This is a genomic window from Microbacterium pollutisoli (assembly GCF_053586795.1).
Map to the genome: position 1 here is coordinate 80,480 of NZ_JBNYWT010000001.1, position 12,127 is coordinate 92,606.

Sequence of the window (12,127 nt, forward strand, 5' to 3'; positions counted from 1 at the left end):
GCCCGTTGGGGCGTGGGGCGCCCGGGTGACGGGTCAGATGGCGACCCGCAGCACCTCTTCGATCGTCGTGACGCCTTCGAGCACCTTGTTGAACCCGTCTTCGCGCAGCGGCACCATGCCGTCCTCGAGCGCCGCCTGGCGCATCTCGGTGCCGGTCGCATGTCCGACCACCAGGTGCTCCAGGCGCTCGGTCACCTCCATGACCTCATGCAGCGCCACGCGACCGCGGTAGCCGGTGCCCGAGCAGTCCGAGCAGCCGACGGCGCGGTACAGCACCGGCGGGTCCAGCGGGTTGTGCGGGAAGTTCACGCCGCCCAGCACATCCGGCGACTCGGTGTAGGCCTCCCGGCACTTGATGCACAGGCGCCGCGCGAGCCGCTGCGCGACCACCGCCGACAGTGCGGTGCCCACCAGGAACGGCTCGCAGCCGATCTCGGTCAGCCGCGTCAGCGCCGACGGCGCGTCGTTGGTGTGCAGCGTCGACAGCACGAGGTGACCGGTCAGCGCCGCCTCGATCGAGATCGTCGCCGTCTCCTGATCGCGGATCTCGCCGACCAGCACCACGTCGGGATCCGACCGCAGGATCGACCGCAGCGCCGCCTGGAACGTCATGCCCGCCCGCACGTTCACCTGCACCTGGTTGATGCCGGCCATCCGGTACTCGACGGGGTCCTCGACCGTGATGACGTTGATGCGGGGGTTGGCGACCGTGTTCAACGCCGTGTACAGCGTCGTCGACTTGCCCGAACCGGTGGGGCCGGTCACCAGCACCATGCCGTGCGGCCGGGTGATCGCGTTGCGGAAGCGCTGCTCATTGCGGATCGAGAACCGCAGATCGCTCATCGTCAGCGACTGCGCCGAGCTGTCCAGGATGCGCATGACGATCTTCTCGCCCCACACCGTCGGCAGCGTCGCCAGCCGCAGATCGATCTGCCGCCCGTCGTGATGCACCGACAGTCGGCCGTCCTGCGGCTTGCGCCGTTCGGCGATGTCGACCGACGCCATGATCTTCAGCCGCGAGATCACCCCGTCCTGGATCGCGCGGTCGGCTCGCTGCATCTCGTGCAGTACCCCGTCGATGCGGTACCGCACCGTCAGCTGCCGCTCGCCCGGCTCGATATGGATGTCACTGGCCCGGTCACTGATCGCCTGCGAGATCAGCAGGTTCACGAACCGCACGATCGGCGCGTCGTCGACGGTGTCCTCGATCGACTCGGTCGCCGCGGCGCCGTCGGCCAGCGCACTCTCGCCGATCTGCTCGGAGAGATCGCTCAGCTCCTCGTCGGAGCGGAGGAATCGCGAGAACGCGGTGTTCAGCGCATCGGTGGCCACCACGGCCGGGCGGATGTTCAGCTCGGTCGCCCGCGCGATGTCGTCGATCGCGATCAGGTCGCTCGGGTCGACCATGCCGATCGTGAGGCTGCGGCGCCCGCGCTCGACGGGGATCAGTCGATACCGACGGCATAGCGCCGCCGGCACGGCGCCGATCACCTCGGCGGGCAGGGTCAGCGCGGACAGGTCCACGAAGGGGAAGCCGGTCTGCGCGGCGATGCTCTGGGCGATCTGCACCTCGGTCGCGAGCTTCGCGGCGACCAGGCGGGCGCGCAGTTCTTCGCCCTCGCCGACTTCGGCGACGGCATCCCGCATATCCTCAGCACGTACTACCCCAGAACGTACGAGGGTCTCGGCGAGTCCTCGCATGGAACTTCCTTCCCCTGTGGTAGATCATACGGCCGCGGCGGGGCTGATGTGAATAGTGAGGTTCATGTGACGGTTGGGATTCTCTGTCCCTAGCCGACAGCGCCGACGGTGTCGACCCCTCTGACTCCAGGTGCCGGCCGTGGTTAGCCTGGCGTGATGAAGCAGATCGTGGCTCGGGTCATCGCGTGGGCGCTCAGCCTCAAGATCGTTCGCGCGCTGCTGCGCTACAGCGAGAGCCGTGGCCCCATGCTCGCCGACAGCGTCACCTACCGTGCTCTGTTCAGCGTCTTCGCCGGGGTGCTGCTGGGCTTCTCGATCGCCGGCATCTGGCTCAGCGGCAACCCCGAAGCGATCGACGCGCTGGTCGCGGCCATCGACAACGCGATCCCCGGCCTCGTCGGCGATCGAGGCCTCATCGATCCGACCTCGCTGAACCAGCCGATCGGCCTGTCGGTGGCCGGCATCATCTCGCTGGTCGGTCTCATCGGCGCCGCGATCGGCGCGATCGGCTCGCTGCGCCTGGCCATCCGCACCATCGCCGCCACCCTGGCCGACGACATCTGGTTCGGCTGGGTGCTGCTGCGCAACCTGGCCCTGGCCATCGGCGTCGGCGCGGCCCTCGGAGCCTCGGCCGCGGCCACCGTGCTCGGCACGGCCGGCCTGGGCTTCGTCGCCGACCTGCTCGGGCTGCCCGACGACCACGTGCTCGTGACCTGGGCGAGCCGCTGGGTCGTCATCCTCGTGACGTTCGTGCTGGATGCCGCGGTGATCGCGGTCATGTTCCGCGTGCTGTCGGGGCTGCGACCCCGCGCCCGGGCCCTGTGGAGCGGGGCGCTGCTGGGCGCGGTCGGCCTCATCGTGCTGCAGCAGCTGTCCGGACTGTTCGTCGGCGGCGCCTCGAACAACCCGCTGCTGGCATCGTTCGCCTCGCTCATCGCGCTGCTGCTGTGGTTCAACCTGTCCGCGCAGGTCATCCTCATCGCCTCGGCCTACATCGTCACCGGCGTCGAAGAGGACGAGGACCGCGTCCGCGCCCGCTACGCCGCCGAGACCTTCGCGCAGCGACGCGTCCGCCGGGCCGAAGACGCCGTCGCCACCGCCACCGCCGCGCTGCGCGCCGCGCGCGACGCCGAGGCCGAGGAGCGCGCACAATCCGAGAACGACTCGACGAAGGGGGAGTCCCATGGCTGACCGCATCCGCGTCCCCACCTATTCGGCCGCCCAGGTCCGCTCGGCCGAAGCGCCGCTGCTGAACGCCGGCGAGCCGCTGATGGCGCAGGCCGCCGCCGCCCTGGCCGACGTCGTGCGCGGCATGCTGCCGGCCACCCTCGACGACGTGGCCACCGGCACCGTCGACGCCGAACTCGCCCCGGCATCCCCGGCCGCGGCACCCGCCAAGCCCCGCATCCTCGTCCTCGCCGGCAGCGGCGACAACGGCGCCGACGCGCTGTTCGCCGCCGCGCAGCTGACCGACCGAGCCCACGTCGACATCATCCTCACCGGCACCCGCGCCCACCCTGAGGCCCTCGCCGCCGCGACCGCCGCCGGCGGCGTGCCGCACGATGCGACCCTCGCGAGCGAGTACGACATCGTCATCGACGGCATCCTCGGCATCGGCACCGGCGACGACCCCGCCCTGCGCGGCACGGCCCGCACCGCCGTCACCGCCCTGCTGCCGGCCGTGCGCGCCGGGCGCACCCGCGTCGTCGCGGTCGACCTGCCCAGCGGCCTGCACCCCGACACCGGCCGCACCGCCGACGACGTCGTACTGCCGGCATCGGTCACCGTCACCTTCGGTGCCGTCAAGCAGGGCCTGACCGCGGCGCCCGAACTGACCGGAGAGATCATCCTCGTCGGGCTGGGCCTGTCCCTGCCCGACTCAGCCGGCACCGCCGAGGTCACGGCATTCAGGCGGGCGGAGTAGCGTTTCCTCCGTGTCCGAGATCGACAACGCACCCGCATCAGATTCCCGCCTCGCACCCACCCACCCGCTCGCGCTCGCGCCGGTCTCCGGCCCCGCGGCCTCGGTCGACGGCTTCGTCCGGCAGTTCCTGCGCAACCTGAACTACGAGCGCGGCGTGATGCTGTCGGCATCCACCGTCGCCGACCGGTACTTCGCGCTGGCGATGACCGTGCGCGACTACCTCACGGCGCGCTGGCTCGAAGACCTGCGCCGCCAGCTCGCCTCGAAGGCGAAGGTGGTCTGCTACCTCTCGGCCGAATACCTGCTGGGCCGCCAGCTCGACAACAACCTGCTCGCCAGTGGCCTCGAGGACATCGCCACCGAGGCCATGACCGCGTGCGGCATAGACATCGACGAGCTGCGCGAGCAGGAGGTCGAACCGGGCCTGGGCAACGGCGGCCTCGGCCGCCTCGCCGCCTGCTTCATCGACTCCCTGGCCACCATGGGCATGGCCAACGTCGGCTACGGCATCCGCTACGAGCACGGCATCTTCCGCCAGACCTTCGTCGACGGCCAGCAGGTCGAGCAGCCCGACAACTGGCTGCAGATGGGCTCGCCCTGGGAGTTCCCGCACCCCGAGTTCGCGCAGGACGTCTCGTTCGGCGGCCACACCGAGACCTACGACGACGGCGGGGTCACGCGCACCCGCTGGGTGCCCGGCTGGGGCGTGAAAGCCGTGCCCTACAACTACATGGTTCCCGGCTACCGCAACGGTCGCGTCAACACCCTCCGCCTGTGGCGCGCCAAGGCCACCAACGCGTTCGACCTGCGCATCTTCAACTCCGGCGACTACGAAGAGGCCGTGCGGGCCCAGACCTACGCCGAGAACATCTCGCAGGTGCTCTACCCCGAGGACTCCACGCCACAGGGCAAAGAGCTGCGCCTGCAGCAGCAGTACTTCTTCGTCGCGGCATCCATCGCCGACGTGCTGGCCCTCGTGCCGACCGCTGATCTGCCTCAGCTGCACGAGCGGGTCATCTTCCAGCTCAACGACACCCACCCGGTCATCGCGGTGCCGGAGCTGATGCGCGTGCTCGTCGATGAGAAAGGCTTCGCATGGGATGCCGCATGGCAGATCACCCGGCAGTGCTTCGCCTACACGTGCCACACGCTGCTGCCGGAGGCCCTCGAGGTGTGGCCGGTCGAGCTGCTGGGCCGTCTGCTGCCGCGGCACCTGGAGATCATCTACCGCATCAATGAGGAGTTCCTCGCCGAGGTGCGCGCCCGCTACGGCGACGATGAGATGCGTCTGCGCGACATGTCGATCATCCAGGAGTTCCCCGAGCGCAGCGTCCGCATGGCCTACCTCGCCACGATCGCCGGCGCCAAGGTGAACGGCGTCGCCGAGCTGCACTCGCAGCTGCTGCGCGACAAGGTGCTGCCGCAGTTCCACGAGTTCTTCCCCGGCAAGTTCACCAACGTCACCAACGGCATCACCCCGCGCCGCTTCCTGCGCCTGGCCAACCCGAAGCTGTCCGCCCTGATCACCGAGGCGATCGGCCCGGCGTGGATCACCGACCTCGAGCGCCTGCGCGAACTCGAATCGCACGCCGAGGACCCGCAGTTCCGCGCCGCGTTCGCCGACATCAAGGCGGCGAACAAGCAGCACCTGAACGACGTGCTGCACCTGCGCGACGGTATGCGCGTCGGCGACGGCCACATGCTCGACGTGATGGTCAAGCGCCTGCATGAGTACAAGCGGCAGATGCTCAAGCTGCTGCACATCGTCACGCTGTACGAGGGCATCACCTCGGGTCGCGTGGCCCCCGGAGACGTCACGCCGCGCACCTTCGTGTTCGGCGCCAAGGCGGCGCCGGGCTACGTCATGGCCAAGCGCATCATCCACCTCATCAACGCGGTGGGCAAGGTCGTCAACGCCGACCCGCGCGTCGCGGGGCGTCTGAAGGTGCTGTTCCCGCCGAACTACAACGTCACCCTCGCCGAACGGCTGATCCCCGCCGCCGACCTGTCCGAGCAGATCTCGCTGGCCGGCAAGGAGGCCTCGGGCACCGGCAACATGAAGTTCGCCCTCAACGGCGCGCTGACCATCGGCACCGACGACGGCGCGAACGTCGAGATCCGCGAGCTCGTCGGCGACGACCACTTCTTCCTGTTCGGGATGAGCGAGCCCGACGTCGAGGCGCTGTGGGCCGCCGGCTACCACCCGGCCGAGTTCTACCAGCGCGACGAGAACCTGCGCCGCGCCATGGACCTCATCGCCTCGGGCGCGTTCTCCGACGGCGACCGGTCGGTGTTCGAGCCCATCGTGTCGAACCTGCTCTACGACGACCGGTTCATGGTGCTGGCCGACTACGCCTCCTACCTCGAGGCGCAGCAGCGGGTGGATGCCGCGTACGCGGACCAGGACGCCTGGACCCGGTCGGCGGTGCTCAACGTCGCCCGCACGGGGTACTTCTCGTCCGACCGGTCGATGCGCGACTACATCGACCGCATCTGGAAGGCGGCGCCAGTCCGCTAACCGGCCGCGGGCGTCGCCTCGCCCTGGGCGATGCGGATGTAGGCGTGGATCGCGCCCAGCGTCTCGGCGATCGCGACGTTGCGCGCGCCTTCGTCGCGGGCGACCGCCCAGTAGGCGAGCGGATGCGAGTAGGCGCCGGGCAGCACCGGCACCAGCCGCGGATCGGGTTCGCCCAGGAAGTCCGGCAGCACCCCGATGCCGGCGCCGGCGGCCGTCGCCTCCACGTGGGCGAACACGTTCGTCGACCGGATCGACGGCGGAGACGGCGGCAGCGCCTGCACCGCGCGGTCGAGCTCGTCCACCTGCAGTGACGCCTCCACGTAGTAGACGAGCGGGTGGCCGGCGAGGTCGGCCAGCGAGGTCGGAGCGCCCGTGCGCGCCAGATACTCCGGGGTCGCATACAGCCGCAGCTCATAGGTGCACACCGGCGTCGCATACGCGCGCAGCACCTGCGGCCGGCCCACGACGATCTCCAGGTCCACTCCGGAGCGGTTCTGCCGCACCCGCCGCGTCGCCGACAGCAGTTCGACCGACAGATCGGGATGCTTCTCGCGCAGCCGCGTCATCGCCGGCACCAGGAACACGGAGGTAAAGGCCTCGGGCGCCGCGATGCGGACGACGCCGCGCACCCGGTCGCCGTTCTCCCCGGCGATCAGCTCGTCCATGGACGCCTCGATGCGCTCGGCGACCTCGACGGCCCGGCGGCCCAGCGCCGTGACCTCCCATCCGGCGGTCGCGCGCACGAGCACCCGTCCGCCCATCGCCGCCTCCAGCGCGGCGATGCGCCGCGACACCGTCGAGTGGTTGACGCCCAGCACCTCGGCGGCGGCCGTGTACCGGCCCAGCCGGGCCACGGCCAGGAAGGTCATGAGGGCGTCGAGCGGCGGCGGAGTGGGGTGGGACACCGTTCGAGTGTGCACTGACGCACACGTCGAGTGCAAGATTGCCCCCTGAGCGTGCATTGATCGCTATGCACGGTCTGCCTACTCTGGGCATGAGACCCGGCGCCGCCCCCGGCGCCCCGCACCTCCGACGACGCAGGGAGCAGAACATGAGCACGATCGCCTGGATCGGACTCGGCCACATGGGTGCGCCGATGACCGCCCACCTCGTCGCCGCCGGCCACACCGTGCGCGGCGTCGACGTCAACCCCGACGCGGCGGCGGCCGCCGCGGCCCACGGCGTGGAGATCGTGGCATCCCTCGCCGACGCCGTCACCGGCGCCGACGCCGTCGTGACATCGCTGCCCAAGCCCGAGCACGTCCGTTCCGTCTTCGGCGGTCCCGACGGCGTCTTCGCCCACGCGACCGCCGACATGCTGCTGCTGGACACGTCCACCGTCGACGTCGAGACCTCCCGCTGGTGCCACGACGAGGCCGCCGCCCGCGGCCTCACGTTCGTCGACGCCCCCATCTCCGGCGGCACCGCCGGCGCTGAAGCGGGCACCCTCACCTTCATGCTCGGGGGCCGACCCGACGCCGTCGAGCGTGCCGCCGCCCTCGTGGAGCCCATGGCCGGCAACGTCATCCGCTGCGGCGGCGACGGTGCGGGCATCGCCGCCAAGCTCGCCAACAACCTCATCCTGTTCATCAACGTCATGGCGATGTCCGAAGGCGCCCAGCTGGCCGAGCAGCTGGGCCTGGACCCGAAGGTCTTCTGGGACGTCGTCAGCGTCTCGAGCGGCTCGTCCTGGGCCGTCAAGACCTGGTACCCGGTGCCCGGGGTGGTCGACGGGGCGGCGGCGAACCGCAACTTCGACGCCACCTTCTCGGTCGGTCTCGCCCACAAGGACGCCAGCCTCGCCATCGCCGCCGGAGAGACCACCGGCATCCACCTGCCGGCCGGCCAGCTCGCCGTCGCACAGCTGCAGCAGCTCATCGACGAGGGCTACGCCGACAAGGACTGCACCCTCGTCGCCCGCTTCGCCACCCCCGACGGCGCACTGCGCGGATTCGACCCCGCCGCCGACGCCGCCCCCACGCCCGCGACCGACGCCGCCCACGCCTGACGGCACCGCCCGCACCAGACCCCGAGGAAACACACCATGAGCACCACCGCCCAGACCACCACCGAAGCCTCCACCGACACCGGGCTGACCGCCATCCCGCACGTCATCGGCGGACGCCACGTGCCCGCCGACGGCCGCGTCGGACCCGTCTTCAACCCCGCCACCGGGCGGCAGACCGGCGAGGTCGCCCTCGCCTCGGCCGAGCTCGTCCACGAGGCGGCCCGCACCGCCCAGGCCGCGCAGCGCGCGTGGCGCGACACCGGCCTGGTCAAGCGGCAGCAGATCCTGTTCAAGCTCCGCGAACTGATCGCCGCGCGCGGCGAGGAGCTGGCGCGCATCATCACCGCCGAGCACGGCAAGACCGTCGCCGACGCCCACGGCGAGGTCACCCGAGGGCTCGAGAACGTCGAGTTCTGCACGAGCCTCATGCACCACCTGAAGGGCGAGTACTCCGAGCAGGTCGCCACCGGCGTCGACGTGCACCAGGTGCGCCAGCCGGTCGGCGTCGTCGCGTGCATCACGCCGTTCAACTTCCCCGCCATGGTGCCGCTGTGGATGGTCACCACCGCCATCGCCGCCGGCAACGCCGTCATCCTCAAGCCCAGCGAGCGCGACCCCTCCGCCGCGGTGTGGCTGGCCGACATCTTCGCCGAGGCGGGTGTGCCCGACGGCATCCTCAACGTCGTGCACGGCGACAAGGAGGCCGTGGACGCCATCCTCGACGACCCGATCATCCGCGCCGTCTCCTTCGTCGGCTCGACGCCCATCGCGAAGTACATCTACGCGCGTGCGGCCGAGAACGGCAAGCGCGTGCAGGCGCTCGGCGGCGCGAAGAACCACATGATCGTCATGCCCGACGCCGACCTCGACGCCGCCGCCGACGCCGCGGTGTCGGCCGGCTACGGCTCCGCCGGCGAACGCTGCATGGCCATCTCGGTCGTCGTGGCCGTCGGCGGTATCGCCGACGACCTCATCGCGAAGGTCACCGAGCGCATCGCCGGGCTGACCGTCGGCGACGGCACCGACCCGGCCACCGAGATGGGGCCGCTGATCACCCGCGACGCGCTCGACCGGGTCGGCGGATTCGTCGCCGGCGCCGCGGGGGAGGGCGCCGTGGTCGTCGTCGACGGCCGCGAGCTGAAGGTCGACGGCGACGGCTTCTTCATCGGCCCGTCCCTGGTCGACCAGGTGAAGCCCGGCATGCGCGTGTACGACGAGGAGATCTTCGGTCCGGTGCTCGCCGTCGTCCGTGTCGACACCTACGACGAGGCCGTCGCCCTCATCAACGCGAACCGCTACGCCAACGGCACCGCCGTGTTCACCCGCGACGGCAAGACCGCCCGGCAGTTCGAGTACGACATCGAGGTGGGCATGGTCGGCATCAACGTGCCGATCCCGGTGCCGGTCGGTGCGTTCTCGTTCGGCGGCTGGAAGGACTCGCTGTTCGGCGACACCCACATGTACGGGTCGGAGGCGTTCAACTTCTACACCCGCCGCAAGGTCGTCACCACGCGCTGGCCCGAGCCGAGCGAAAGCCAGATCAGCATGGGCTTCCCCACCCACTGAGCCCGGCGCGCAGTAGGCTTTCGGCAGGAGGTCATCATGGCGATCGCACGACTGCACGGAGGTCCGCTGGACGGACAGATCATCCCGCTCGACGACGCGCAGCAGGACCAGCTGATCCTGCCCTACAGCGAGACGCAGATCGTCTATGCCCGCCAGGGCGCCGATGAGAACACCGGCAGCGGCGACGGACCCACCGAAGCGGCGTTCCATTTCGTCCAGGCGCACGACGACATCGACCCGGACCCCGACGACCACGACAACGGCGAGTGACCACGCCGGAGTCCGCGCCGGCCACCGCGCTGGAGATCGAGCGCAAGTACGACGTCGACGCGGCGTGCGCGGTGCCGGACTGGTCGGCGCTGCCGGGCGTCGCCCGGGTGGGTGCGCCCGAGCCGCGCGACCTCGACGCGCACTACTTCGACACCGCCGACAGTGCGCTCGCGGGGGCGCTCACGGCGCTGCGCCGGCGCACCGGCGGGCCCGACGCCGGCTGGCACATCAAGCGGTCCACGCCCGAGGGCAAGCTCGAGACGCACTGGCCGCTCGGCGACGAGCCGGTGGATGCCGGTGATCCGGCCGTCCCGGCCGAGATCCTGGCATCCCTCGCCCCCGTGGCCGCCGGGCCGTTCGCCGTGGTCGCCCGCATCCGCAATGCCCGCACCGCCTACGCGCTGTACGACGCGGCCGGGGGAGTGCTCGCGGAGTTCGTCGACGACCACGTCACCGCCACCGACCTGCGCCGCGACGTGGTCACCACCTGGCGCGAGTGGGAACTCGAACTCGGTCCCGCCGCCCCTGCCGACGCCGCGTCGCGCGCCGCCCTGTTCGCGGCTGCCGACGCCCTGGTCGTCGCTGCCGGGGGACGCATCTCGGCATCCGGCTCGAAGCTCGCCCGCGCGCTCGGCGCCTGACCCGCCGCGCGCTCGGCGCCCGGCACACCCCGAAACGCACTGACGCCGCCCCCGGCTTCGGATGGGGCGGCGTCAGTCGTGGTGCAGAATCCTACAGGTTGATCATGTGACCGGCGAGGCCGTGGAAGCCCTCCTGCAGCGCCTCCGACAGCGTCGGGTGCGTGTGCACGTTGCGCGCCGCCTCGAGCGCGGTGAGGTCCCACTTCTGCGCGAGCGTGAGTTCGGGCAGCAGCTCCGACACGTCGGGGCCGATGAGGTGGCCGCCCAGCAGCTCCAGGTGCTCGCCGTCGGCGATCAGCTTCACGAAGCCGACCGCCTCGCCCAGGCCGTTGGCCTTGCCGTTCGCGCTGAACGGGAACTTGGCGACCTTGACGTCGTACCCGGCGTCGCGCGCCTGCTGCTCGGTGAGGCCGAACGAGGCCACCTGCGGCGAGCAGAAGGTCGCACGGGGCATCATGCGGTAGTCGCCCAGCGTCTGCGTCTCGGCCTTGCCGATGGTCTCCGCCGCCACGACCGCCTGCGCCTCGGCCACGTGGGCCAGCTGCAGCTTCGCGGTGACGTCGCCGATGGCGTAGATGCCCTCGACGTTCGTGCGCATGTAGTCGTCGATGTCGATCGCACCGCGCTCGGTGAGCTTGACCCCGGTGTTCTCCAGGCCGTAGCCCTCCACGTTCGGGGCGAACCCGATCGACATGAGCACCTTGTCGGCCTCGATCTGGCCCTGGGCGCCGTCGGCGTTCGCGCTGTAGGAGACCGTGACCGACGAGCCGTTGTCGACGACCGACTCGACTTTCGTCGAGGCGAGGATCTCGATGCCGTACTTCTTGTACTGGCGCGTGATCTCCTTCGACACGTCGACATCCTCGTTGGGCAGCGCCCGGTCGAGGAACTCGATGATGGTGACCTTCACGCCGTAGTTGGCCAGCACGAAGGCGAACTCCATGCCGATCGCGCCGGCGCCCACGATCACGATCGAGCCCGGCAGTTCACGGGCCATGATCTGCTCTTCGTACGTCACGACGTTCTCGCTCAGCTGCACGCCCGGCAGCAGGCGCACGGTCGAACCGGTCGCGATGATGACGTTGTCGAACGTGACCTCTTCGGTGGACCCGTCGGACTTGGTCACCGTGATCGCCTTCGGGCCGGTGAACGACCCGCGGCCCTCGTACTCGGTGACCTTGTTCTTCTTCATCAGGAAGTGGATGCCCTTGACGTGCGTCTCGGACACCTTGCGGCTGCGGTCCCAGGCGGTGCCGAAGTCGAAGTGCACGTCACCGGAGATGCCGAACAGCTCCGCCTTGTGCTGGAACGTGTGCGCCAGGTCGGCGTTGCGCAGCAGCGCCTTCGAGGGGATGCAGCCCACGTTCAAGCACACACCGCCCCAGTACTTCTCTTCGATGATGGCGACGGACAGACCGAGCTGGGCGGATCGCACAGCCGCGACATAGCCGCCGGGGCCGGCACCGAGGATGACGACGTCGTAGTGAGGCATGTCCTCC

At 70.4% G+C, this 12,127-nt stretch carries 10 protein-coding genes; 7 read left to right on the forward strand and 3 right to left on the reverse strand.

Annotated elements, in window-relative coordinates; translation table 11 throughout:
• Window positions 1-33 precede the first annotated feature (33 nt).
• Complete coding sequence (locus ACQ143_RS00405) at window positions 34-1,701, reverse strand: GspE/PulE family protein (protein ID WP_449568750.1); 1,668 nt, start codon at window positions 1,699-1,701, stop codon at window positions 34-36.
• A gap of 156 nt (window positions 1,702-1,857) precedes the next feature.
• Between ACQ143_RS00405 and ACQ143_RS00410 the strand changes: the two genes are divergently transcribed.
• Genes ACQ143_RS00410 through ACQ143_RS00420 form a run of 3 tightly spaced genes read left to right on the forward strand, consistent with a single transcriptional unit; the run spans window position 1,858 to window position 6,143 of the window.
• Window positions 1,858-2,892 carry a YihY/virulence factor BrkB family protein gene (locus ACQ143_RS00410; RefSeq protein WP_449568751.1) on the forward strand — a complete coding sequence of 345 codons (1,035 nt, stop codon included), beginning with the start codon at window positions 1,858-1,860 and terminating at the stop codon, window positions 2,890-2,892.
• Complete coding sequence (locus ACQ143_RS00415; protein ID WP_449568752.1) at window positions 2,885-3,625, forward strand: NAD(P)H-hydrate epimerase; 741 nt, start codon at window positions 2,885-2,887, stop codon at window positions 3,623-3,625. Before ACQ143_RS00410 ends, ACQ143_RS00415 begins: the two co-directional genes overlap by 8 nt.
• Before the next feature lie 19 nt (window positions 3,626-3,644).
• Window positions 3,645-6,143, forward strand: a complete 2,499-nt coding sequence (locus ACQ143_RS00420; RefSeq protein WP_449569552.1) for a glycogen/starch/alpha-glucan phosphorylase — start codon at window positions 3,645-3,647, stop codon at window positions 6,141-6,143.
• Here ACQ143_RS00420 and ACQ143_RS00425 read toward each other — a convergent pair.
• Entirely contained in the window at window positions 6,140-7,012 is an 873-nt protein-coding gene (locus tag ACQ143_RS00425) for a LysR family transcriptional regulator (protein WP_449569553.1), read from the reverse strand. The two genes, ACQ143_RS00420 and ACQ143_RS00425, sit on opposite strands and share 4 nt — an antisense overlap.
• A 182-nt stretch (window positions 7,013-7,194) precedes the next feature.
• On the opposite strand from ACQ143_RS00425, the gene ACQ143_RS00430 reads away from it, so the two are divergent.
• From ACQ143_RS00430 to ACQ143_RS00445, 4 genes are read left to right on the forward strand one after another with little or no spacing between them, the layout of a single operon-like run.
• Window positions 7,195-8,151: an NAD(P)-dependent oxidoreductase gene (locus tag ACQ143_RS00430; protein WP_449568753.1), complete on the forward strand. Its 957-nt coding sequence runs from the start codon at window positions 7,195-7,197 to the stop codon at window positions 8,149-8,151.
• Window positions 8,152-8,187: 36 nt separating this feature from the next.
• Window positions 8,188-9,717, forward strand: coding sequence for a CoA-acylating methylmalonate-semialdehyde dehydrogenase (locus ACQ143_RS00435; RefSeq protein ID WP_449568754.1), 1,530 nt, complete (start codon window positions 8,188-8,190; stop codon window positions 9,715-9,717).
• Window positions 9,718-9,753: 36 nt separating this feature from the next.
• On the forward strand, window positions 9,754-9,987 hold the full coding sequence (locus ACQ143_RS00440; protein WP_449568755.1) for a response regulator: 234 nt from the start codon (window positions 9,754-9,756) through the stop codon (window positions 9,985-9,987).
• Window positions 9,984-10,628 carry a CYTH domain-containing protein gene (locus ACQ143_RS00445; protein WP_449568756.1) on the forward strand — a complete coding sequence of 215 codons (645 nt, stop codon included), beginning with the start codon at window positions 9,984-9,986 and terminating at the stop codon, window positions 10,626-10,628. The genes ACQ143_RS00440 and ACQ143_RS00445 overlap by 4 nt, the downstream gene beginning before the upstream one ends.
• 91 nt (window positions 10,629-10,719) lie before the next feature.
• On the opposite strand, the gene lpdA is transcribed toward ACQ143_RS00445, so the two are convergent.
• Window positions 10,720-12,120, reverse strand: a complete 1,401-nt coding sequence (gene lpdA / locus ACQ143_RS00450) for a dihydrolipoyl dehydrogenase (protein ID WP_449568757.1) — start codon at window positions 12,118-12,120, stop codon at window positions 10,720-10,722.
• Window positions 12,121-12,127: the final 7 nt, after the last annotated feature.